Annotated in this window: 15 protein-coding genes; 9 read left to right on the forward strand and 6 right to left on the reverse strand. The window is 72.1% G+C overall.

Features of this window, described 5'->3' with window-relative positions; genetic code table 11:
* The first annotated feature begins 404 nt into the window (after window positions 1–404).
* Window positions 405–1,463 carry a helix-turn-helix transcriptional regulator gene (locus tag K6I33_RS06155; RefSeq protein WP_229348652.1) on the forward strand — a complete coding sequence of 353 codons (1,059 nt, stop codon included), beginning with the start codon at window positions 405–407 and terminating at the stop codon, window positions 1,461–1,463.
* On the opposite strand, the gene K6I33_RS06160 is transcribed toward K6I33_RS06155, so the two are convergent.
* The 4 genes from K6I33_RS06160 to K6I33_RS06175 all read right to left on the reverse strand — a co-directional run bounded on the left by K6I33_RS06160 (window position 1,421) and on the right by K6I33_RS06175 (window position 5,261).
* On the reverse strand, window positions 1,421–2,257 hold the full coding sequence (locus tag K6I33_RS06160) for a carbohydrate ABC transporter permease (protein WP_229348653.1): 837 nt from the start codon (window positions 2,255–2,257) through the stop codon (window positions 1,421–1,423). The two genes, K6I33_RS06155 and K6I33_RS06160, sit on opposite strands and share 43 nt — an antisense overlap.
* A 2-nt stretch (window positions 2,258–2,259) precedes the next feature.
* Window positions 2,260–3,174, reverse strand: a complete 915-nt coding sequence (locus tag K6I33_RS06165; RefSeq protein ID WP_229348654.1) for a carbohydrate ABC transporter permease — start codon at window positions 3,172–3,174, stop codon at window positions 2,260–2,262.
* Between the two features lies 1 nt (window position 3,175).
* The gene (locus K6I33_RS06170) at window positions 3,176–4,438 is read right to left on the reverse strand and encodes an ABC transporter substrate-binding protein (RefSeq protein ID WP_229348655.1); all 1,263 of its coding nucleotides are present in this window, start codon (window positions 4,436–4,438) and stop codon (window positions 3,176–3,178) included.
* A gap of 118 nt (window positions 4,439–4,556) precedes the next feature.
* Window positions 4,557–5,261 carry a hypothetical protein gene (locus K6I33_RS06175; RefSeq protein WP_229348656.1) on the reverse strand — a complete coding sequence of 235 codons (705 nt, stop codon included), beginning with the start codon at window positions 5,259–5,261 and terminating at the stop codon, window positions 4,557–4,559.
* Window positions 5,262–5,587: 326 nt separating this feature from the next.
* Between K6I33_RS06175 and K6I33_RS06180 the strand changes: the two genes are divergently transcribed.
* The 4 genes from K6I33_RS06180 to K6I33_RS06195 are packed head-to-tail and all read left to right on the forward strand — an operon-like array spanning window position 5,588 to window position 17,559.
* The gene (locus K6I33_RS06180) at window positions 5,588–10,312 is read left to right on the forward strand and encodes a YncE family protein (RefSeq protein WP_229348670.1); all 4,725 of its coding nucleotides are present in this window, start codon (window positions 5,588–5,590) and stop codon (window positions 10,310–10,312) included.
* On the forward strand, window positions 10,309–12,663 hold the full coding sequence (locus K6I33_RS06185; RefSeq protein ID WP_229348657.1) for a hypothetical protein: 2,355 nt from the start codon (window positions 10,309–10,311) through the stop codon (window positions 12,661–12,663). Before K6I33_RS06180 ends, K6I33_RS06185 begins: the two co-directional genes overlap by 4 nt.
* On the forward strand, window positions 12,656–16,249 hold the full coding sequence (locus tag K6I33_RS06190; protein ID WP_229348658.1) for a hypothetical protein: 3,594 nt from the start codon (window positions 12,656–12,658) through the stop codon (window positions 16,247–16,249). The genes K6I33_RS06185 and K6I33_RS06190 overlap by 8 nt, the downstream gene beginning before the upstream one ends.
* A 29-nt stretch (window positions 16,250–16,278) precedes the next feature.
* Entirely contained in the window at window positions 16,279–17,559 is a 1,281-nt protein-coding gene (locus K6I33_RS06195) for a hypothetical protein (RefSeq protein ID WP_229348659.1), read from the forward strand.
* A gap of 57 nt (window positions 17,560–17,616) precedes the next feature.
* On the opposite strand, the gene K6I33_RS06200 is transcribed toward K6I33_RS06195, so the two are convergent.
* Window positions 17,617–19,482 carry an APC family permease gene (locus K6I33_RS06200; protein WP_374283560.1) on the reverse strand — a complete coding sequence of 622 codons (1,866 nt, stop codon included), beginning with the start codon at window positions 19,480–19,482 and terminating at the stop codon, window positions 17,617–17,619.
* 230 nt (window positions 19,483–19,712) lie between these two features.
* Between K6I33_RS06200 and K6I33_RS06205 the strand changes: the two genes are divergently transcribed.
* Window positions 19,713–20,294 carry a hypothetical protein gene (locus K6I33_RS06205; RefSeq protein WP_229348661.1) on the forward strand — a complete coding sequence of 194 codons (582 nt, stop codon included), beginning with the start codon at window positions 19,713–19,715 and terminating at the stop codon, window positions 20,292–20,294.
* 29 nt (window positions 20,295–20,323) lie between these two features.
* Here K6I33_RS06205 and K6I33_RS06210 read toward each other — a convergent pair whose 3' ends face one another.
* The gene (locus K6I33_RS06210) at window positions 20,324–21,241 is read right to left on the reverse strand and encodes an oxidoreductase (RefSeq protein WP_229348662.1); all 918 of its coding nucleotides are present in this window, start codon (window positions 21,239–21,241) and stop codon (window positions 20,324–20,326) included.
* A 144-nt stretch (window positions 21,242–21,385) separates the two neighbouring features.
* Here K6I33_RS06210 and K6I33_RS06215 point away from each other — a divergent pair, with 144 nt between their 5' ends.
* The 3 genes from K6I33_RS06215 to K6I33_RS06225 all read left to right on the forward strand — a co-directional run bounded on the left by K6I33_RS06215 (window position 21,386) and on the right by K6I33_RS06225 (window position 24,372).
* The gene (locus tag K6I33_RS06215) at window positions 21,386–22,072 is read left to right on the forward strand and encodes a hypothetical protein (protein ID WP_229348663.1); all 687 of its coding nucleotides are present in this window, start codon (window positions 21,386–21,388) and stop codon (window positions 22,070–22,072) included.
* 187 nt (window positions 22,073–22,259) lie between these two features.
* Complete coding sequence (locus K6I33_RS06220) at window positions 22,260–23,141, forward strand: serine protease (RefSeq protein ID WP_229348664.1); 882 nt, start codon at window positions 22,260–22,262, stop codon at window positions 23,139–23,141.
* Between the two features lie 136 nt (window positions 23,142–23,277).
* Window positions 23,278–24,372: a hypothetical protein gene (locus K6I33_RS06225; protein ID WP_229348665.1), complete on the forward strand. Its 1,095-nt coding sequence runs from the start codon at window positions 23,278–23,280 to the stop codon at window positions 24,370–24,372.
* Window positions 24,373–24,385 lie beyond the last annotated feature (13 nt).

Consider the following 24,385-nt stretch of genomic DNA (forward strand, 5'->3'; position numbering starts at 1 on the left):
GGTTTGTGCCCACCCTCCCCCGGCTACCGCTGGGAGGTGCCCCCAGCCCTGCGGAACGCCTGCCCACAAACGCCGTAACCCCGGCGTAACGGGGCCGTCAGGCCCGGGACATGGCGAAGGGGCGGCGCCCGTGCGGGAGCGCCGCCCCTCTTTACTCCCCCACCGGGAGTTGTTGCCGCCCGCATCGGCTCGGGCGGCAACTCGCGTACTCAGCGGCCGCTTTTTCGCTCGCCACCCCCCACGGGAACGAGCGGGGCGGCCCTGAGTGCGTGAATAGCATTTCGCTTCTGCGATGTTCGCCGCGAGTCCTTTCAACTGTGGCCAAAAGGGCGTGGTAACAGCTCGTATCGGTGTGCATACTCAGTGAGCGGGGGGTGGTGACGGATGTCTCATGTGGGGGTTTGGTGCTGCGTGTCCATTTCACTGGACTCGATCTGGCCCGGTTGCGCCTGGCCGGCGACCCGGACGTGCTCTGGGAAACCGTATTGAGCCTGCACCGGCTGCGGGACAAACAAGGCGAGTCGATCTTCGGCGATTGGCGCTCGGAAACCCGTGCTCGGTTGAATGGTGAAACGCGGCTGCTGGCGCCGCTGGTTCCGCCCCGGGGATATTTCCCGGACTTCCTCACACCGCCCGAAGGGTTACTCGGACTCGACTCCGGCATGGAAGCGCTGCGGGCCACCCCCGCCGACCGGGTGCACGACGAACTCGGCCGACTGTCCACCGTCCGCACCCTGCCGGCTTGGATACGATCGCTGGCCGAGGGGGACTCCCGGGCGTTCGGGAAGCTGATCGGCGCCCTCCACGCCTACCACCAGGCCGCCATCGCCCCGTACTGGGCACACATCCAGGCCCAGATCGAGGCGGACCGCGCCGTGCGCGGCCGGGCGCTGCTCGACGGCGGAGCGGACGCGCTGCTGTCCTCGCTGCCGCCGACGATGCGCTGGCAGGCGCCCGTGCTGGAGGTCGACTACCCCGTCGACCGCGATCTGTACCTGAACGGGCGCGGCCTGGTGCTCCTGCCCTCGTTCTTCTGCCGCCGCACCCCGGTGACGCTCCAGAACACCGAGCTCACACCCGTGCTGGTCTACCCGGCCCGGACGATGTCGGAGACGGCGCCCGTCGTCCCCGAGGCCCCGCGCTCGCTGGGCAAGCTGGTCGGCCACACCCGCTCGGCGGTGCTCGGCTCCATAGGCGGCGGCTGCACGACCAGCGAACTGGCCCGCAGGGTGGGCGTGTCGGCGGCCTCGGCCAGCCAGCACGCGGGCGTCCTGCGCGAGGCCGGGCTGGTGCTGACCCTGCGGCACGGCAGCGCGGTGATGCACACCCTCACCCCGCTCGGCGCCGCGCTGCTGCGTGGCGGCCACCGCGGGCCGGGCCGCAACCGGGCCCAGTCGTCGCTCCCTCAATCGTCGCTTCCTCAGTCGTCGATCCCCGACCGCTCGACTCCCGCCACGATGTAGCGCTGGAGGAAGAGGAAGACCAGCAGCAGCGGCAGGATCGAGACCGCGGCCGCCACGAACAGCTCGTGGATGGTGACGGTCTGGGCGGTGGTGAAGGTCGACAGGGCCACCTGCACGGTCCATGAGCTCCGCCCCTGGCCGATGACCAGCGGCCACAGGAAGGAGTTCCACGCGCCGATGAACACGATCGTGCCGACCGCCGCGAACACCGGCAGGGAGTTGGGCACGACGACGCGCCAGTACGTGCGCCAGTACCCCAGCCCGTCGACCTGCGCGGCGTCCTCCAGCTCCCGGGGGAAGCCCAGGAAGTACTGCCGGAAGACGAAGCACGCGAACGCGCTGAAGAGCGTCGGCACGATCAGCCCGCGCAGCGAGGACACCCACCCCAGCGAGGACACCAGCACGAACGACGGCACGAACGTGACCGCCGCCGGCACCATCAGGGTGCCCATGATCGCGTAGAAGACGGCGTTCGCGTGCCGGTAGGGGATCCGGGCCAGCCCGTAGCCCGCGAGGGAGGCGAGCAGCAGGGTGCCGGCCGTCGTCGCCACCGCGATCAGCGCCGAGTTCAGCAGGGAGTGCGCCATCGGCACGTCCGGGTCGGTGAACAGCTCCCGTATGTTCGACCAGCGCGGATCGCGGGGGAACAGCGTCCAGCCGGGCGCGGTGATCTCCGCCTCGGAGGCCAGCCCGTTCCGTACGAGCAGATAGAACGGCAGCAGGAACAGCGCGGCGAGCGCGGTCAGCAGCGCCAGGCGCAGCGCGCGCCCCGCGCGGACGAGGGCGTCGTGCACGGCTATGCCTCCTCCGTGCGGCCCAGCCCCGCCCAGCGGGCCTGCACGATCGTGACGACGGCGATGACCAGCGCCAGGACCACCGCTCCCGCGCTGCCCAGGCCCAGGTCCTGACCCTGGCCGAGGGCGAGGTAGTAGAGGTGGACCAGCGGCGGGCGGGCGTAGGGCGGATAGCCGCGCGCGTCGGAGAGCAGGTTGTAGAACTCGTCGAACGCCTGGAAGGAGTTGATCACCAGCAGCAGGACCACGGCCACGGACGTCGCGCGCAGCGCCGGGAAGGTGATGTGGCGGAAGGTCTGCCAGCCGGGCCGGGCGCCGTCGAGCGCTGCCGCCTCGTAGAGCCGGACCGGGATCCGCTGGAGCCCGGCCAGGAACAGCACCATGTAGAAGCCGGTCTGGAGCCAGAGCCGGACGGTGACGACGACCAGCCAGTACCAGGGCGGGTCGGGAGTCGCCAGCCAGGCCACGGGGTCGGCGCCGAACCAGCCGAGGACGGTGTTGGCCAGCCCGAAGCGCACGCCGTTGAACACCGACAGCTTCCACACCAGCGCGGCGACGACGTACGAGCAGGCGGTGGGCAGGAAGAACACCGACCGGAAGAACGCCTGGGCGACGCGCAGCCGGTTCACGGCCAGGGCCAGGCCGAGCGAGAGCGCGTAGGTGGCCGGGACGATGAAGGCGGTGAAGAGCGCGAAGGTCAGGAGGGAGGAGCGGAAGGCCGGGTCGCCCAGCACCGTCGCGTAGTTGTCCAGGCCCACGAAGTCGGTGGGGGAGACGGTGTTGTGGGCGTCGAAGAAGCTGAGCCGGACGCTCCACAGCAGCGGTACGTAGGTGAAGAGCGTGAGCCCGGCCGCGAACGGGCCGACGAACACCCAGAACCAGAGCGCGCGGTTGTGGCGCTGCCGTATCTGCCGCATCTCAGGCCTTCTTCCGTACGCGCGCGAGCTCGGCCTCGGTCCTGCGGACCGCCGCCCTCAGCCGGCCGGCCGGGTCGGCTCCCTCCTGGATGATCCGGTGCAGCGCGTCCTGGTAGGCGACCTGGCTCGCGGGCGTCCACAGCAGGGGCTGCGCGTGGCCGTGCTCCTTGGTGAACCGCACCACCTCCGCCGCCGGGCCGGAGGCGAGCCTGTCCGCCTTCGCGGCGAGGGAGGCACGGGCGGGGATGTGGAAGCCGTAGGAGAACGAGAAGTCCAGCTGGTGGTCGGCCCGTTCCACCCACAGCCACCGGACGAAGGCCTTCGCCGCGTCCCGGTGCCGGGTGCGCGTGTTCACGGCGGCCGCGTACGCCCCGACGGGCACGGCGGGCCGGCCGGCGGGCCCGTCCGGTGGGAAGGGCAGCACCCCGAAGTCGTCGCCGAGCTCCTTCCTGATCCGTGGCAGCGCCCACAGCCCGGACCACTGCATGGCGGTGAGCCCCTGGACGAACGCGGACGGGTCGGACCAGTCGGTGGGCGCGCCCAGCAGCAGCGACTTGGTGGCGTAGAGCTTGTGGAGCTTGCCGAGGGTGCGGGCGGCGGCCGGGTCGTCGAAGCCGGGCTTGCCGTCCGGGGTGACGAGGGACAGCCCGGCGGCGTACAGCGGGGTGCCTGCGAGGACGCCGGCGCCGCCGTCGTTGCCGAGGAAGAGGCCTTTGGTCCTCGTCTTCCGGTCGGTGAGCCGGGCGGCGGCGTCGATGAGTTCGTCGAGGGTGCGGGGCGGGCTCACGCCGGCGGCGGCGAGGAGGCTCTTGCGGTAGTAGAGCAGTTGGGTGTCGACGACCTGGGGGACCCCCCAGACGCGGCCGTCGTGGGTGCGGGGGGCGAGGACGGCGGGGAGGAAGTCGTCCTGAACGTTCTTGATCAGGTCGGTGACGTCGGCGACCTGGCCGCCCCGGATCTGGTCCAGGGTGGGCCCGGTGGTCTCGAAGACGTCCGGCCCGGAGTCGGTGAGCAGGGCGGCCGCGGTCTGCTGGTCGTAATTGCCGGGCCGCCACTCGACGTGGACGTCGGCGCCCGGATACGCGGCCGCGTACCGGCCGACGGCCTGGCGGGTGCCCACCTCGCCGTACTGGTGGTACCACTGCGTCAGCCGGGTGCGGGAACCTTCGGCTCCGCGGCCGGTGTTGGAGCCGCAGGCGGGCAGCGCGGCGGCCATCCCCAGGCCGGCGCCCCCGGCCAGGAGGAGTCTGCGGCTGATCGGCATCCGGGCTTCTCCCCTCGCGCTTCCGTCGTAAGGTCAACGATCAGCGATGAGGGGCGATGTCGAACAGAAGGCGTCGGGGTCGTATGTCGGCCATTCCGGAGAGGGGCTCCGGGACGGCTCAGTCGGGGATGGCGTTGGCGGGGGCGTTGCAGATCAGATAGGGGATGCGCTCCTCGCACGGGCCGCAGGAGTGGGCCGTCCACGAGCAGATCTCGCCCTCGCCGCGCCACTGCGGGCTTTCCTTCTTCGGGTCCTTCGGGACGTAGTTCTTTCCCTTGAAGTACTCCTCGACGACGACCACCTTGCCCACGCCGTCCCGGCGGGGGTCCGACGGAATCGCATCGGCGAGTCCGAGCAGGAGTTTCATGGCCGCGCACGGGCTGGTGACGCCCTTTATCGATGTGGGGAAGTCGATTCTGTCGCCCCTGAGATTTTTCCAGTTCTCCCGGCCGTCGGGGACAGTGGGATTGACGATCGTCCAGCCCTTGAGACCGGCGCTCCTCAGGTGGTCGGCCGTGATCCACGGATTGGCTTCGCGGCCGCTGGAGGCGACGAGACGGTATGTGCGACCGCGTATCTCCGCCTGAAGCACTCCGATCATAAAAGCGCCGGTCCTGATGCGCTCCGACGTGTCCGCGCGGAGAGTCGTCTGTATCAGGCCGATGGCCCTTCGCAGCTCCTCGCTCTCGGTGACTTCCGGTACGCCATGACCCTTGCTCCGCGGCTTTTTGCAGCGCAGGCAGGTGTCCGTCCGTTTGCCGCCGTGCGGGAGATTGTTGGTGCGGTCCGGGGCCTGGGGCTTTCTGAGCTTCGTGTCGGGCATGCGCCTCGTCCTGGAATCGTCGACTGGTCCGGCAGGGTGGCACAGTACGCGCGCGCGGGCGGACGTCGGCTTTTTTCGGACGGGCCGCCGCAGGAGCGTTTTCGGACTGTCATGCTCATGGGAAAGGGCGGGTCATGGCTGGTTTTCGCCGGAGAGTGGCCACAAAGCGCGGTACATCGCGACAAAACAGCGGACAGCATGACTGGCTCGAACATCGCCGACCATGATCCAGGCGCTGCTAACGTCCCGCCGGATTTTGTGTTTCGACACCCATGGCGGCCCGTGCCCAGCGCGGCCAGAACGGTCGGAGGGAATGCGTTGTGGCGATGACCGTCGGCGAGCTCAAGGATTGGCTCTCCCAACTCACCGAGAAATCGGGGCTGGCTCTTCCGGACGGCCTCCCCGATGCGTTGGGGGATCTCAAGGACGCGGTCAACATCGGCGCCCTGGAGAAATGGTTCACCGTGAGCGCCGAGCTCACGGTAACCGAAACGGACCCCGCGAACCTGCGGCTCAGCGGCACGATTTCCCCGGCAACACCGACGGTATCGCTGTGGTTCTTCGCCGAGAACGACAAACCCGCTGACGGCGACGACGTCATCGGCGTCCAGATCGCCCTGTCGCTGAGCGGAAACCCCCTTCTCGGGGCGCTGACCGACATCGGTCTGCACGATCCCCTGCTCGTCTACGAGATCCGCATGCTCGACGGCGCCGCCGTCCGCAAGCTCTACGCCCAGGCGGACATCGAGTTATCGGACGGCGACGCGCTCACCCTCACCTGCTCGGCCGATTTCGAAGCGGACCGCACGAGTTACGACTTCGTGATCGAGCCCGAGGAGGGCAAGCAACTCCACATCGCCGAGGCCTTCTTCGGCCTGTTCGGCGTCACGCCGCCGCCCGTGCTCAAGGGCATCGAGCTCGAACGCCTGGTGCTGGGGTACGACCGGGGCGCGACCTCCGGGTTCCGGGTCGAGGTCGACGCCGCCGTCCCGCTGGGGGACGTCACCGCGGACTTCGGCGTCCAGGCGACCCTGACCAAGCGGACGGGGGAGGGAGAGGCCGGATACGACCAGGAGTACACGGCGTATCTGTCGCTGACCCTGCCCGCCCCCGAGGGCACCGACCCCCGCGTCCTGACCTTCACCGTCGAGGACGCGCAGCACGCGGACTTCTCCGCCACCTGGGAGGACAGCGAGGACGTCACCCTCGCCGGCCTGGCCGCCCTGCTGGGCGTGAAGGACGACGCGGCCGCCGACGTCCTGGACCGGCTCGGCAGCGTCAACAAGCTCGTCTTCGGCTACTCCGCCGCCCGCAAGGCCATCGTGCTCGCCGCGGGAGGCGACCAGGACAAGGGCGCTGACTCGCTGGTCGTCGTGTCGGACAAGCCGGTCGCCACCGAGCCCCGGGCCTGGGCCGTCCGCGTCGGGGTGGCGCTGGAGGCCATGCTCTCGCAGGTGCCGCTGCTGCACGGGCAGATACCCGACGGGCAGGACGCCGGCCTGCGCGGCCTGGGGGTGCTCATCGCCTCCCAGGACCTGACCGCCGACCGGATCGGCGAGCTCAACAAGGCGCTGTCCGCGAGCGGCGACGGCACGCTGCCCGCCCTGCCCGCCGACGGGCTGGTCAAGGGCCTGGCCTTCCTCGTCGACCTCCAGCTGCCCGGACGTTCCGGGACCACCTCGCTCGTGGTGCGCGGCGGCACGGGCGGTACCAAGACTCCTCCCTCGCCGCAGGCGCCTCAGCAGCCCCAGACGCCCCGGCTGATCCGTGAGGACGGCAGCCCTGTCGAGGACCGTGGCCCGGCGACCCCGGCAGCCGCCGGCCTGCCCCTGGTCGCCTGGGCCGACGTCCAGCGTTCCGTCGGCCCCCTGCGCCTGCGCCGGATCGGCGCCGGACTCGCGGGCGAGACCGTCTGGGTGCTCTTCGACGCGTCCCTCGGCATGGCCGGGCTCGAACTCGGCGTCGAGGGGCTCGGCGTGGGCGTATCCCTCAAGGACGGCAGCCTGCACGTCCGGCTCGACGGCATCAGCGTCGCCTACTCCCGCCCGCCGCTCGCGATCGCGGGCGGGCTGGTCTACAAGCCCGACGACCCCACCTACGACCCGCTGGTCGAGGGCGTACTGGCCGTCTCCGCCGAGAAGTTCGGGATCACCGCCCTCGGCGCGTACGCGCGGGACAAGAAGGACGGCGAGCCGTCCATGTTCCTGTTCGGCAAGGTGACGGGGGAGTTCGGCGGCCCGCCGCCCGTCCAGATCACCGAGATCATGGCCGGATTCGGCTTCAACACCGATCTGCGGCTCCCCGAGGGCGACGAGGTCCTCCAGTTCCCGTTCCTCAAGGACATGACCGCCCCCGAGCCGAGCGCCGACTCCGACCCCATGGCCGTCCTGGAGACGCTCATGGGCAGTGGCGACGACGCCTGGGTGCGGCCCCGGCCGGGACAGCTGTGGTTCGCGGCCGGACTGGGCTTCAAGGTCTTCGAGTTCCTGGAGGGGCAGGCCCTGCTCGTCCTGGAGGTCGGCGACGACTTCGCCGTCGCCGTTCTGGGCACGGCGGAGGCGCGCTTCCCCAAGGACGTGGACCTGAAGGCGTACGCGCGGGCCCGGCTGGGGATCTCCGCCCAGTACCGCCAGAGCGAGCGCACCCTGAAGATCGCCGCGCAGCTCGCGCCGGGCTCCTTCCTCATCGACGAGGCGTGCGTCCTGACCGGCGGCTTCGCGCTGTACACGTGGTTCGACGACGCGCACGCGGGCGACTTCGTCCTCACGCTCGGCGGCTACCACCCGGACTTCCCCGTCCCCGCGCACTACCCGACGGTGCCGAGGCTGGGCTTCAACTGGCCCGTCACCTCCGAGCTGACGATCAGCGGCGGCTCGTACTTCGCCCTCACCCCGGGCGCCGTCATGGCCGGTGGCGAGCTGGACGTGAACTTCCGCTCCGGCGACCTCCACGCCTGGCTGAAGGCCGGCGCCAACATGCTGATCGAGTGGGCTCCGTTCCACTTCGACGTCGGCATCGAGGTGAGCATCGGGGTCAGCTTCGTCCTCGACCTGTGGCTGGTGCGCGAGACGATCAGCGTGGAGGTCGGGGCGTCGCTGCGGCTGTGGGGGCCGCCGACGGCCGGCGAGGTCACCGTCCACCTCTGGTTCATCTCCTTCACCATCTCCTTCGGCGACGGCAGCGCCAAGGACGGCCGCGCGGCCACCTGGGACGAGGTGCTCAAGCAGCTCCCCGCCCCGCCGGACGCGGTCCGGCTGATGCCCACGGCGGGACTGTCGCCCACGCGCGCCAAGGACGCGCAGGGCGAGGAGCTGTGGGTCGTGGGCCCCGGCGCGTTCTCCTTCGCCGTCCGGACGGCCGTGCCCGTCTCCGAGCTGCGGCTCGGTACGGACAAGGGCGCCAAGACCGTCACCGGCCACAAGGTCGACATCCGTCCCCGGCGCGGGGACGGCATGGGCCTGGACTCGGTCCTCACCGTCACCTTGACCAAGGACAACGGCACGGACCAGCCCGACCTGGGCGCCTGGTACGCCGGTCCGGCCGCCGAGAACCGGGCGAGTCTGCCCGCCGCGCTGTGGGGCTCGTACGAGGGCGACCTCTCCGCCACCGGCCCGCAGCGGGTGGGCGACCAGCTCATGGGCGTCGACCTGCGCCTCCCGCCGCCCGCCGAGGGCGACACCCCGGGCCCGATCAAGGCGGGCGTGCTGGCGCACGACGACCGCAGGCCGGACGGGACGCTGCCGCTGCACGCGCCCGTCGAGGCCCCGCCTGTCGAGGCCCCGCTCGTCGCCGTCGAGCTGTTCGCCGAACCGGTCCGTGGCCCCCGTGACATGGGCGGCGCCACCGGCGCGATGTCCGGCACGCTGATCGACCAGTCCCGCGACCGGCTGTTCGCGGCGATGGGCTACCTGGGCGTCAGCCCGGGCACCAACGGCAGGCTGGCCGCCGACGACACCCTGGTGGCCGGCGACGTCACGGCGCCGATCGCCGATACGGTCCCGGGCGAGCCGACCGTCAGCGAGCGGCTGTACGTGCTGGGCGCCGGGAAGACCGTCACCCCGGTCGACGCGCAGGGGCTGACCCCGTACGCGCCCATCGCCCTTCAGCACGAGGACCCCACGCACATGGCCGTCAGCCCGGACGGCAGCCGGATGTACGTGGTCGGCCGCCCGGAGCACATCGACGTCTTCGACACCTCGGCCGATCGGCCCGACAAGGCGGTCGCCCTGGACGCGAGTTCCTTCGCCCTGGCGCAGAACGCGCGCGGAGCGGCGTACTCGCCCGACGGCAAGTGGGCCTACGCCACCTACCCGCAGCCGAATCAGATGGTGATCCTCGACCTGAGCGGAGAAGCGGCGAAGAGGGTTCACGAGTACGGCACGATCACCCCGGACTGGCGGCAGGCGATCCCCGCCGAGGTGGCCGCCGCCCTCTCGCGGGACGGGAAGCCACTGGCGTACATCGCCCTGCCCGACGAGGGGACCGTCGTCAAGGTCGACGTCTCCAGCGTGGCCAACCCCACCCCGCTGGCCTGGCTGACCGCCGGCCCCTCGCCGACCCGCCTGGCCGTCGACCCCAAGGGCCGCTGGGTCTACGCGCTCAACGCCGGCAGGTCCACCGTCACGGTCGTCGACGTCACCGCCGCCACCGGTGACTCCGCCGCCGTGGTCACGACGCTGCGCACCGGCACCGACCCCAGCGCCCTGGTCGCCTCCCCGGACGGCACCCGGCTGTACGTGGCGAGCGCCACCGCGGGCACGGTCTCGGTCTTCGACACCTCGGGCGCCGCGGGTGTCTCGGGCGACAAGCCCGTGGAGGCGGGCGAGCCCGTCTGGGTCGGCCCTCAACCCGTCGCGCTCGCCGTGTCCACCGCCGGCGACCGGCTCTACGTGGCCCTGGCGAAGGACCGGAAGCTCCGGGTCGTCGACGTGGCCGCCAACCCGCCCGTCCTGCTGCCCGACACGGTCCCGCTCCCCGACGACCCGCTGGCGCTGGCCGTCACCGTCCCGGCCGCCGACAACTCACGAACCAAGGAAGGCGGTGCGGCGTGAGCCGGCCCGAGCACCTTTCCGACCCCGCCCCCGAGCCCGATCCCTCGCTGAACGTCGAGTTCCGCGACTCGCTCGTCCCGCAGATCACGGCGGGCAAGTACACGCTCAAGGCGTACCAGACGCTCACCGGCGCCCCGGAGTACCTGCCGACCGACGCCAATCCGCTCACCCGGCACATCGACGTACGGGCGCCCCGCTTCGCCGTGGAGCCCGAGTGGGTGCACGGCGCCTACCCGCCGCCCGGCGCCACCGGCCTGTACGACGACGTGCTGCCGCACATCACGCTCGACCGGCCCACGCTCCCCTGGGAGAGGGAGGAGCACATCGGCACCGGCGGCGAACGCCTGCCCTGGCTCGCCCTCCTCGTCTTCGGCGAGGGTGAACTGCCCGACGACCCGCACTGCCTGGGTCCGAGCCAGGACGACCAGCGCACCGTCGCCCAGCTCACCGGCCACGAGGACGGCGTCGTCCTGCCCGCCTTCGACACGAGCACTGAGCCGATCGCGGACGACGACCTGAAGCGCGTGTGCCGCACCGTCCTCGTGCCCCGCGCCGTCTTCCACGCCGTCGCGCCCGCCCAGGACGAACTGCCCCTCCTCACCCACGTCCGGCACGTCAACAAGCAGCACCAGGGCGTCACCCTCACCGAGGACAGCATCCAGACCGGCGACTACGCCGTCGTCACCGGCAATCGTCTGCCCAGCCCGGCCGGCGGACGCTACGTCGCCCACCTGGTGTCCCTGGAGGGCTGGCTGGACCGCCTGCCCGACGGGAGCGAGAGCAAGGAGGCGTACACCGGCCCGGACGAGCGACTGCGGCTGATCTCCCTGTGGTCCTGGTCCTTCGAGACCCTCGCCGACCACATCCCCGGCTTCGCCGCCCTCACCGAGCACTTCGTCGACACCGAGGGCAAGGACGGGGCCGAGCTCCTGCTGCGCGTCCCGGTGGGCGACCTGCCGCTGTCCGGCACCGAACAGCAGGAGGTCGCCGACCGGCTGCGCGACGGGTACCTGCCCGTCTCGTGCCGTACGGAGTCGGGGCGCGGGACGTTCGGCTGGTACCGGGGGCCGTTCGTCGCGGAGCCCGTCAAGGAGCGGACCGACCGGGACCGGCGCCGGTGCGCGGCCGAGGCCCTGATCCACCTGGAGCAGTACGGCGTCTTCGACGTCTCCCTCGCCACCGCCTTCACGGCGGGCCGGGGCGTGGCGCTCGCCGACCACCAGTTCGCCGCGGCCCTGCTGCGGCTGCGCGGCAAGGTGCGCACGGCGGCCGAGCAGGCCCTGAACCCGGCGCCCGCCGGGGCCGCCCGCGCCCGGATCGAGCACCTGGCCGCCAACGGGCTCGTCGGCCACCTCCAGGAGCTCCACCGGCAGCCCGTCGTCGCCTCCGCCGCCGCGAACGCGGCCCGGCCGGCGGTCACCCCCGTGGCCGAGGCGGCCGCCCTGCCCGCCCTCGCCGACATCACCGTCCAGCGGCTGCGCACCGACGCCGACCTGCGCGACCGGCTGGACAAGGGCGTCGGCGACATCACCGGCAGCAGCGGCAAGCCCGAAGGCCCGGACGAGGACTTCACCGCCGTACGCGACTGGCTGCTGCGGCTGCGGAACCTCACGGGCGTCCCCTTCGCCCACCTCGTCCCCGACGCCCGTATGCTCCCGGCCGAGAGCCTGCGCTTCTTCCACACGGACGCGGACTGGACGACCACCCTGGTCGAAGGCGCCCTGAGCGTCGGTCTCGCCCACCGCTTCGACTTCACCGGCGACGACCTGCTCTTCGGCCCCCTGGGCGCGCTGCCGGAGCCCACCGCCCCGGTCACGGGCCTGCTGCTGCGGTCCCGGCTGGTCAGCGGCTGGCCGGCGCTGGAGATCCGCCCGTACGCCAATCCGCACGAGACGGACGGCGAGACCCCGCTGCGCGTCCTGCGCCGGGAGGCGCTCGCCGAGGACGTGCTGCTCGTCCTCTTCGAGGGCGTACCGGGCCGGGTCGAGATCGCCGAGCCCCAGCAGGGCGTCCACTTCGGCATCGACGAACCGGACGACAGCTCTGCCGCCGCGCCCCTGGACGACGGCATGATCCGGCTGCGGTCGGTGAGCAAAGAGACCCTCGGACAGGAAACGGGGGTCGCGTTCCCGTCGGACGGCAGCGGACTGCACGACTACGTCCGCAAGCCGGGCGAGGGGAACCCCGACACCGTGCTCCGCATCGGAAAGCTCGCGAACGGGCTCGCCGGGGCGCTCGGCCTGCAACCGCCCCTCAGCCCCGCCCGGTTCGCCATCCAGATGATCAACGCCGCCCAGCGCCGCACCTTCACCACCGCACCCGTCACGACAGGAGACCACCGCAATGGCTGACCGAGACGACACACTCATCGTCCCGGTGACCGTGGACGCCCTGGTGGTCAACGAGACGCTCCGCCAGCGGGACGGCCAGGGCTTCCGCCGCTGGCAGCCCAACTTCAACCTGCTGCGCCACAACCGCACCCCCGAGCCGGAACCGTTCGGCAACGAGGACACGTGGAACGACTTGCAGGGCAGTGGGGACGACACGCCGTACAAGCAGTACGACGGCGTCTACGTGCGCTGGGAGCTGCCCGAGGCGCTGCGTAGGGGAGCGGCCCGCACCGCGGGCGGGCGCACCGAGTTCCCGCTCGTGCCGAACCGCTGGCTGGTGGTCCGGTACGTCAAGGACCGGCCCGAGCAGCTGGCGGCCTGGGTGGTGGAGAGCGACTACCTGGACCCGGAGAACGGCACGTCCCGCTTCGTGCACCCGTTCAAGCAGGACATCAAGGACCCCTCGGTCACGCCGTACCGCTCCACGATCATGACGACGAAGGCGGGCAGGGCCCTCGACACCGGGCCGACGGGCGCGGAGTGGCACGAGCCGGCCGGCTCCGACAAGGCCCGCGAGGAACTGTTCCTGACGGCGGTCGGCCCGGGCCTGATGACCTTCAACGCCTACCAGCCGTACCACCAGAACGTCTTCTCCCTGCACGACCCGCTCACCGGCATCGACAAGGCCGACGCCGTCGACTACCAGGTCGTCGGCTGGTACTCGGATCCCGAGCAGGAGGAGCTGCGCCGCCTGCTCACCCCGAAGGACGCGACGGTGGCGGGCGTGCTGGCCGGGCTCGGCTGGACGGTGGACGGCGGTCTGCCCGACGGCTGGAAGCCCGGCAGCACGACCTACTGCGGCCGGGTCGCCGGCCTGGCCTGGGACCGGAATGGCGGGATCCCCGCGTCGGACCGCCCGGACAAGAGCAGCGTCACGATCGCGGTCGGCAGCAGCGCGGACGAGGCCCACGCGGCCATGACGGCCCTGGCCCACGCCGCCCTGCCCGGGGACTCCGGCAACGCCCTCGCGCACACCGACCACGCCCTGCTGCACGCGCTGAGCAGCGGCCTCACCGACACCCTGGACGGCCCGGACGGCAAGATCCGTACCGCGCAGGAGCTCCACAAGGGCTGGTTCAGCCAGGTGCCCGGCGGCTACGTCTGGCGGCTCGCCGACAGCGGCGGGCAGGGCAACGCCTCCGGCGACCCGAAGTCCGTCACCTGGTCCGGGGCGGCTCCCGAGCAGGAGCAGTGGCTGGCGGGGCTGAACGGTCTCCAGGACGACCACGACAAGAAGGCGCGCGAACTCGCCTACCTCCAGCAGCGCCTGTACGCGCTGTGGTTCACCCACGGGCTGCCCCTCATCGCGCGGCAGTACTCGCGCGAGCAGCTCCGCGCCGAGATCGACCCGGCCAACCCGCAGGGCCTCGCCGCCGAGGTGGCCAAGCGGCAGATGGAGCTGGCGGAGGCGGAACGCGCCGTCACCGCGTACGAGGCCGGCCGGCCCGCCGGCTGTGAGCTGCGCCGGGAGGCCCTGCCCCCGTTCTGGCAGGTCACCGACCCGTCGGTGGTGCTGTCCGGGACCAAGGGCCACACGGCGGCGCACGCCGCGCTGTCGGGCGGCTCGGGCGGCAAGGGGAGTGGCAAGGCAGGCGGCAAGAACGCCCCCCTCCCGGTCCGGCTGCCCGGGCAGATCACCGGCGGCGTCCCTGTGGGCGGCAAGCTGCCCGACGCCTTCGCCGGTCTCAAGGTGGACGGGCTGCCGCCCGTTGTGGCAGCGCTTCTGGGCGAGTTCCTCGACCAGCTCGGGGGGAACGCGCTGCCGCAGTGGCGGCAGCCGTGGAAGCCGCTGCTCTACCAGTGGCAGGTCAGGCACTGGAACGTCCCCTACGGGAACTGGGAGTTCGACGGCACCCGCTACCAGTGGCAGCGCGGCGACGCCGACACGAACCACACCCTCGACGTGACCGGGCGGCGCTTCCTCGTGCCCCTGCTCCAGCAGACCCTGGGCGCCGGCCTCGACCGCCACGGCGCCGACGCCGCGGCCGCCGGGCAGGCCGGGGACCTCGACCTGCTCTCGCAGAAGCTGGACGGCCTCACCGACCGGTTCGCCGGCCGCGACAAGGCCCCCAACCTCAGCCCGCCCGGCGCGATCGGCGACCTCGTCGGCGACGCCCGGGGCCACCTGCCGCACAGGGGACCGCTCCCGGTGCCGTTCGAGGGCTGGCAGTCGTCCGGGTTCTCCCAGATCCGGGCCGGGCAGTTCGCCATGGTCGAACTGAGCGTCGTCGACGAGTTCGGGCAGACCCTGGACGTTCTGCTGCCCGGCGACGCCGAATACTTCCACCCCGTCGTGGGCGACAGCCTGTTGCCCGGGGAGAAGCGCGCCGAGGACGTGCTGAAGGAACGTTTCGTCCAGCTGCCGCCGCGCCTCCTCCAGCCCGCCCGGCTGCGCTTCGACTTCGTCGACGAGCGGCAGGACGACAAGCTCGTCGACCTGGAGGCCGGCACCACCCCGGTGTGCGCCTGGATCATCCCCAGCTACGTGGACCGCTCGCTGCTCTGCTACGCCCCCGACGGCACCCCGCTGGGCGAGCTGCGCCTGAAGCTGCGCGCGGACGCGTCCTCGCCCGACGGCGTCACCACCGTCCTCGGCTGGGACGCGCTGCCGGACTCGTCCGTCCGTACCCTCGACGACCTGGCCACCGCGCGGCCGCAGCTGTACGCGTGCCTGCGGGAGCTCGTCGCCAAGGGGCCCGACGCCTTCGCCGACCTGCTCTCCACCGTCGACCGGGCGCTGACCGGCATCGACCCGGGCAACCCGTACGGCGACGAGGTGCTCGGCGCGCTGCTCGGCCGGCCCCTGGCCCTCGTCCGCGCCCGCCTCGGCTTCGAACTGGACGGCCCGCCGGTCGCCGACCCGGGCTGGCAGTACGCGCTCGACTGGCGCACCCCGCTGGAGTGGGACGAGCACGGGACGACCGGGCAGGACGTCCCCGAGCAGATCGGGCACGTGGCCTACCGGTGGCCGGTCCGGCTCGGCAACGCCGGACAGCGGGGCGACGGCCTGATCGGCTACTTCACCGAGACCGACTACTCGGCCTTCCACGCCGTGGCCACGCCGGACACGGTCGCGCCCACGGGCTACGTGAGCCAGATCGGCGAGGCGAACTGGCCCCGTCTGGCGGCCGACTCCAAGGAACACACCCACCTGACGCTGCTGCTCGACCCCCAGGCCGCCGTCCACGCCACGACCGATCTGCTGCCCGTCACCGACCTGCGCCTGCCGGCCCGCTTCACGCGCAACGCGATGGCGGCGCTGAAGCCGGCCCTGCGGCTGAGCCCCGTCCTGACCACCGCCCGCAAGCTGCCGGCGACGGCGCCGGCGGGCACGCCCGAGCCGCTGGCCCTGCCGTACCCCGCGTCCCCGCAGGGCGCGTGGGACTGGGCGGAACTGGTCGTCCCCGACGGGGAGACCACCGCCAAGTGGGAGCACCGGCCGATCGTCCAGACCGACCAGCACGCCCGCCTGGACGAGGACGGCCCGGTCGTCCGCACCGGCTTCCTGCGCCTGACCAACCCCTTCGACGGCGGTGCCGCCCAGTGACCTCCTCTTCCCCGAAAGGAACCCCGCCCGTGACCGATCCGGCCCCCCTCGGCAAGCCGTTGCTGGACTACGCCGTCATCACCGAGCCGTTCCCGCTGTACGCGGCGACCGAAGGCGCCCCGCCCACGACGCTCCACATCGTCGTCTCCAACGGCGGCACCGAGTCCGTCTACTGCCGGGAGATATTCTTCTCCCTCCCGCACGGCGACCTCGCGCAGAGCCTGGTGGACGGCGACAAGGACGGCGACGGCAGCGCCACCGGCTGGACCGTGGAACAGGTCGACCCGGGCACGCCGGGCCTGGACATGGCTCTGCCGGCGGGTGACTACGAGCACTTCCGCGCCACCCACCAGGACGAGAAGGCGAAGGTGGACCGCTCCGGCATCACCATCACCCTCAAGAACCTGAGCATCAGCAAGGAGCCGGGCACGGCGCGGGTCGAGATCCGCGAGACGGCCACGAAGGATCTGGGCAACTGGCCGCCGAGCGTGGGCTACACGATGTGCGCGCTGACGAAGTTCCCGGCGCCGGAGATCCCGGTACAGATCGTCAACGACTTCCGCGCGGACAAGCCGGAGGCGGCATCGGGCGGCGACGTCCACCTCACGTGGCGCGGCCCGACGACGATCGACTACACGATCTCGTACGGCTCGGGCGCGAAGGCGGCCACCGGGCAGCAGGACATCATCCGCGACCTGAAGTGGGACGGGAAGGTCACCCGTGACACCACCTTCTACCTGACGTACACCGTCAACCAGGCCACGCACTGCCTGACGACGACGGTGACAGTGCCGGACCCGGAGCTGACGGCGCTGCACGTGGACGGTGCCGTGACTGTCGACGGCTCGACGACGGTCGGGGAGCTCACGACTGTCGGGGCCCTCACCGCGGGCGGTGCGCTCACGGCGAAGGACGCGGTCACGGTGGGGGCGAAGCTCACCGTGAGTGGCGATGCCTCCATCGGCGGGGCCACCGACATGAAGGCGCTGAACGCGGACGGAGACCTCACCGTCTCCGGCAACGCCTCGGTCAAGAAGGACCTGGACGTCGGTTCCGCTTGGGTGTCTCCCTACAAGCTCAGCACCGGTGGCGGCAACACGGTGAAGTTCGGGGAGGGCATCGACGTCTCAGGGGCGATATCGGCCTCGGGGATCTCCGTTACGGGCAAGACCTTCGTCTTCCTCGGCGAGGCGCACTCTTTGATTCATTACAGGTCCGACGGCAAGTACGACAACGGTTACAACGTGAACTACATCGGCGATTCGCTTTATCTGGCCGATGGCGGCGCCTCTGAGTTCTACTTCCAGTAGCGGTCACCGTCGAGGCGCCGGGCCCCGCCCCCACGGGCGGGCCCCGGCGCCCGTGCGTCACGCCTGCGCGGACCCGATCCGGAACCGCAGCCGGCAGATCACCGCATCCGTATCCCGCCGCACCGCGTGGGCGACCACCGCGCCGCGCTGGTTCTGTAGCAGCCGCTGCCAGACGTGCGCGGGCTCGACCTCCGGTATCAGGACCGTCACCCGGGTGTCCGGGTGGCGGTCCGTCAGTTCGCGGACGTAGTCGACGATCGGCCGGCCCAGCGCACGCGTGGGCGCGGGCAGCTCCACCAGGTCCACGCCCGGGTTCCACAGCTCCCAGTCCCGCCGCAGCGACTCCGCCGCCCGGCGGCCCTCCGTGTCCGGCTGGGTGACGGTGACGGCCATGACCTCGTCGCCCAGCGACACGGCCGCCGTCAGCGCCTTGCTCGTCAGCCGGGACAGGGACGAGACCGGCACCACGACCACCGAGTGGCAGCGCCGCGGCGCCTCCGGCACCCGGCCCAGTTCCAGCCGCTCGCCGATCCGCTCGTACGCCCGGTGGACCACCTCGAAGGCCAGGACCAGCACCGGGAGCGCGACGACGATCAGCCAGGCGCCCTCGGCGAACTTCGTCGCCGTGACGACGACCGCCGACACGCCCGTCAGCACCGCGCCGAAGCCGTTGAGGAGCGCCTTGCCCCGCCAGCCCGCCGAGCGCTCCTCGCGCCAGTGGCGCACCATGCCGATCTGGCAGATGGTGAAGCCGACGAACACGCCGATCGCGAAGAGCGGCACGAGCGTGTTGACGTCGCCGCCGGAGAAGACCAGCAGCAGCGCGGAGACGGCGGCCAGGGCCAGCACGCCGTGGCGGTGGACCTGGCGGTCGGCCTTGAGGCCGAAGACGTGCGGCAGGTAGTTGTCGCGGGCCAGCAGGCCCATCAGGACCGGGAGCCCGCCGAAGGACGTGTTCGCGGCCAGCGCCAGCAGTACGACCGTGGCGAACTGCACGACGTAGAAGGCCCAGTTGTGGCCCAGCGAGGCGTCCGCGAGCTGGGCGAGGACGGTGACGCCCTCCACCGGCTGGAGGTGGAAGCGGCCGATCAGCACCGACAGGCCGATCAGCATGACGCCCAGCAGCGCGCCGAGGGCGACCTCCGTGCGCTGCGCCCGCCGGGTGGCGGGGGCGCGGAAGGACGGGACGGCGTTGGCGACGGCCTCGACGCCGGTGAGCGCGGAGCAGCCGGCGGCGAAGGCCTTCAGCAGCAGGAGCGCGCCGACGGCGGTGGCGTTGCCGGCCAGCGCGGAGGCGTGTCCGGCGGCGGCCTCGGTGCTCGCGGGGGCGGAGCGGAGGAGCCCCACGACGATCATGGCGAGGATCGAGCCGACGAAGACGGCGGTGGGGACGATGAAGGCCTTGGCGGAGTCCACGATCCCGCGCAGATTGACGCCGGTGACCAGGACCAGCACGGCCAGGCAGATCCACAGCCGGTCCGCGTAGAGGGAGGGGAAGGCCGAGGTCAGGGCGGCGACGCCGGCGGTGACCGACACCGCGACGTTCAGCACGTAGTCCAGGACCAGGGAGGCCGCCGTGAAGAGGCTGGTACGGCGGCCCAGGTGCCGCTTGGCGACCGCGTAGGAGCCGCCGCCGTCGGGGAAGGCCGCGATGACCTGCCGGTAGGAGGCGACGAGGACGGCCAGGAGGGCGGCGATCGCGAGGGTGACCGGCAGCGTGAACCCGAGGCCGTGGGCCCCGGCCGCCGCCAGTACGAGAACGATCGACTCGGGCCCGTACGCCACCGACGCCATCGCGTCGAGCGACAGGGCCGCCAGGCCCTGGACGGCCGTCAGCCGGTGCCGGTCCTCGGCGGACCGCGCGGCGCCGGTATCAGGCGGCTCCTCGCCGGTACCGGCGGCGTGCTCCGAATTGGCCAGCATGGACATGTTTTGTCGTACCTCCGTGGTGTCCGAGCGCTCAGCGTGCGCTCGCGCGCAGGAGGTCGCGACCGGCCTTGGCGGCGTCTTGGCGCGCTTTGGCGCTTTCCATACGCGTTCTTGACGCGGGAGACGCAAGGGGCGTCAGAGCGGCGCAAGGATTGGCCAAAGCCACGTCAGCACGCCGTCAACATCCCGCGCCGTGCGCGTGGCGCGGTCCTAGCGTCAGGAGCATGGGACGGCGACAGACCTTGCGAGCGCGGCACGGTGGTTACGTACGACGGACGCACGCCGGGGAACCCGGGGCGCCGGGGCGCGTCCTGGCCCGGGACCGCGGCTGGCGGCGCGAGGCCCGCTCGGCCTGGCTGTGCGGGCTGGGGCTCGGCGGGGCGCTGCTCCTCGCCGACGTCGCCCGGGGCAGCGTCAACTGGCCGCGCGGCGGCTGCTGGGCGGTCATCGGCGTGACGCTCGTCGCCGTGCTGTGGCCCGCGCGCGTCACGGCCGGGGAGAACTGGCTGGCGGTGCGGGGCCTGCTGCGCGAGCGCCGGGTGCGGACCGATCTGCTCACCCGGGTGCGCAGATCGGACGGCATGTCACCGCGGCTGGTGCTGCGGGACGTGGGCGGCAACCGCGTGGAGTTCGACCCCAAGGTGCTGGCCGCGAACCCGCTGCTCTGGCACCGCCTCGACACGGGCGTGCGGCGCGCCCGCGAGAGCGGTCTGCTGCGCGAGGGCGCGATGCCGCTGGGCGCGCTGGCGGACCGCATCGACGGCGACGGCGCGCGCACGCTGCTGCGGTCGGCGGGACTGGAGTAGCGGGCGGCCTGTCCCGTCAGGGGTGCGTCTCAGGGATACGTCACGCCCGTCAGTCGTTCCGACACCGCCCACAGGCCCGCGCTCGCCCGGTCGTCCCGCGTCCACCACGCCCGTACCGAGCGGGCCGGCGCGCCGCGCCACAGCTGGACCCGCGGGCCGATGAAGTCGTCCTGCCGTACGCCCGCCGCCGTGGCGGCGTAGAGCGACGGCAGCGCCCCGTCCTCCGCGCTCTGCGCGATGAAACGATTCAGCAGCTCCGCGCCCCGCTCCATCAAGGCCCGTCCCTCCATCCGGGCTCCCGCCGTCTGGAGATTGGTCGCCGCGTACCCCGGATGCGCGGCCGCCGCCACGACGGCCCCGCCCTCGGCCGTCAGCCGGCGCGACAGCTCGTGCACGAACAGCAGGTTGGCGCTCTTCGAGCGGCCGTAGGCGATCCAGCGCCGGTAGCGGCGGTCCATCTGCACATCGCGCGGGTCGACCGTGCCGAGGAGGTGGAGCCCGCTGGAGACCGTCACCACCCGCGCCCCGCGCCCGGCGGCGCGCAGCCGGGGGAGCAGCAGGCCCGTCAGCGCGAAGTGGCCGAGGTGGTTGGTGCCGAACTGCATCTCGAAGCCGTCCACGGTCCTGCGCTGTGGCAGCGCCATCACCCCGGCGTTGTTCACCAGCAGATCGACGCGGTCCTCCGGGAGTTCCTTCGCGAACGCCCGTACCGACGACAGGTCGGCGAGGTCGAGCGTCGCCAACCGTACGTCCGCGCCCGGCACCTGAGCTTGCATCAGCTCCTCGGCGGCCTTGCCCCGGGTGGCGTCCCGGCAGGCCAGCACCACCCTCGCCCCCCGCCGGGCCAGTTCCCGCGCGGTCACATAGCCGATGCCGCTGTTGGCGCCGGTCACCACGGCGGTGCGGCCGCTCTGGTCGGGGATGTCTTTCGCGCTCCAGGCAGTCATGCCGCCGACAGTACCCGCGCGAGGGCCCGCCCGCCGCCGGACGGGAACGGCCGGAACGCGCTTCTTACGGACGTCCCCCCTCCGCCCTTACGGTGGCTCGCCACCACCTCGCCGCCACCACCTCACCAGGGGGATGTCACTGACATGGTCACGCGAAGAAACGCACTGACGCGGGCGCTCCTCGCCCTGCTCGCCGGAACCGTGCTGGTCCTGGGTGGTACGGCCCCGGCCCACGCCACCCAGCGGGACTCCGCCCCGGCGGCGACGCCCGGCGGGATCGACGAGACGATCGTGTTCGGCAGGAAGACCGTCGTGCCCCGGCCGTACACGCCCGATCCCACGACCGGCATCGGGCCGAACGCCTGCCTGCTCAAGTACCACGAGTACGACCCCACGCCCGGCTGCGGCGGCTTCACCCTGGACGTGACCCTCCACAACGTCCGTTCCCAGCCCGGCTATCTCGCCGGCAAGTGGGGCAATGGCAACTGGTTCAAGGCCACCGCCGACACCGCCCGCACCTTCGGCTGCCGCACGGCCGACGGCACGTTCGACTGGTCCACCGCCTTCGTGGTGCGGACGGAGCGGACCCCGCTCCAGTCCTGGTACTACTACGCCGACCCGGGATGGATCACCCATATGTTCCGGGGGAACCCGGGCCAGGACTTCGGGCCGCAGTTCGCCATGAACTTCCCGGCAGTGAAGGTCGACTGCGCCCCGGGCACCACTCCGGTGCAGTACGGACTCAAGGTGACCAATCTCGACATCGCGATCGAGGGCTCCGACGTCTACGGCACCACGACCTGGCACCACGACGGGCCCTTCTACGGCTGATCCCGTACCGGTCCGGTACCGGCGGTGCCGAGGGAATTCATCGGTCATTCGCACTACCGACCTTCCGGAAAGCTGCTCGGTGCGCTGCGATCCCGGTTGTTGCGGTTAGCCTGTCGACAGCCTTCCTGACGTGGTGGGGGTGCCCGTGCGTTTCCTCCGGTGGTCCAGGGTCCCTTGGGTCCGGGCCGTGCTCGCGGGCCTGTACGTCGTGGCGCTCGCGGCCGCCGTGCCCAGGGGCGCCGGCGGGCACGGCCGGGGCGGGAACTGGTCCAGCGAGGAGGCCCGCCGTTTCTGGGGACCCACCCGGACGGCGGACACCGCCGACAACGAGGACGGCGCGGACGGCGCCGCGAGCGGGGCCCGGCGGGTCTCCGGCAGCGCGCGCCACTTCGACGGGGTGCCCTCGGTCGGCGTGCTCTTCTACGCCGGCGAGGACATGAAGGACCACCACTGCACGGCCAGCGTGGTGCACAGCCCCAAGGGCAACCTCATCGTCACCGCCGGGCACTGCGGCTTCGGCGAGGGCGCCTCCTTCGTACCGGACTACCAGCAGGGCGCGGGCTCCCAGCCGTACGGGGTGTGGACCGTGGACCGCGCCTTCGCCGATCCCCGGCGCGACGACTACGGCGACGGCTCGGACCTGGACTTCGCCTTCGCCACGGTCAGACCCGACGGCCGGGGCCGCCAGATCGAGCGGGTCACGGGCGCCAACCGGCTCGTCCGCACGCCCGGCTTCGTCAATCTGGTCAGCGTCATCGGCTATCCGAGCGCCGACAGCGACCCCGCCGACCAGGCCGTCCGGTGCACGGCCCTGACCGCCCGGCTGGAGGGCCACAACCAGCTGAAGATGCGCTGCGACGGCTTCTTCTCGGGCACCTCGGGCAGCCCCTGGCTCGTCCACTTCAGCGAGAAGACCAGAACGGGCGATCTCGTCGGCGTCCTGGGCGGACTCAACGGCGGCGGGCCCGACGGCGAGGACGCCGACCGCGTCTCCTACAGCCCCGTCAACGACGACGAGATCTTCCGGCTCTATCTCGACGCCATCAACGGGCGTGAGCCGCGGCGGTGACACGCCCCCGGCGGTGACGGGAAGCCGCCAGTGACGGCGTTCCGGGGGCGGACCGGGGCTGTGTTCGAGCACGGTGTCCTTCTTCGTACGCGAAGTACGCGAAGCACACGACGCAGTCGAACACCGGGGGGCAACCATGTCGAAGGGCTGGAGCCGGGCCGCCGCTGCCACGGCGGTGCTGCTGGGGCTGCTGGTCCCGGCCGGAACGGCCGCGGCCGAGCCGTCCGCGGCCGTACGCGCCGCGACCGGCGCGGACCGGGCGGGGGACCGCCCGGGCGAGCGCGTCCACGCCCGAGTCGTCGCCGAGCTGGTGGGCGAGCACGTCGCCTCCGCCATGAACAGACACGGCGAGCTCGTGTTCAGGACCAGGCAGGGCGAGCCCACGCTGTGGAACCCGGCGACGGACGAGCGCCGGGCCCTCGAAGGAGCGCCTGGCACGAATCCCACCGGCCTCACCGACGACGGCCGGGTCGTGGGCGCCCACTACAAGGACGGCCTGGTCCTGTGGGACGCCGACGGGAACGTGACCAAGCCCGGCATTCCCACCGGCGAGACGGCGGTCGACGAGAACTCCGCCCGGATCGGCGCGGACGGCACCGTGATCCTCAAGGCCTACCACTGGATCGGACCCGGCCCCGGCCCGCGCCCGCGCCCCGAGCCCGTCCTCACGTACTACCGCTGGAACCCCGGAGCCGGCTTCCGGCCGCTGGGCCCGCTGAAGGGCGGCACGGCCGCCGTGGCCGTCAACGACGAGGGCCTGATCGCCGGGAGCCTCGACAGGTCCGCCGCCGTCTGGCACCCCGACGGCCGGACGGAGACCTACGCGTCCACCGTGGCGGAAACGCCTTCGACCTGGGCCCAGGCGGTCAGCAACCGGAACGTGCTCGTCGGCGGGCAGCTGCGCCCGGGCGGGCTGAGCGCCGTCCCGACCCGCTGGGACGGGCCCTCCGCGCCGCGCGAGCTGCCGGACCTCGGTTTCGGCGGCGAGGCCACCGCCGTCAACAGCCATGGCTGGATCGCCGGCATCGCCCGTACCTCCGCGAACGACTACCGCACCGTGCCGGTGGTGTGGGACCCGCACGGCGGAGCGCACCGCCTCGACGAGCTGCTGGACCTTCCCGGCGGCGACAAGCCGGTGACCATAGAGGCGCTCAACGACCACGACCAGATGCTGGTGAGCACGTACAAGGACGACTGGACGCCGCTGGCGTGGGTGGTCCGGCTCGGCTGACCCGGGCGGCCGT

The sequence above is a fragment of the Streptomyces sp. UNOB3_S3 genome (assembly GCF_020740895.1).
GTDB lineage: Bacteria > Actinomycetota > Actinomycetes > Streptomycetales > Streptomycetaceae > Streptomyces.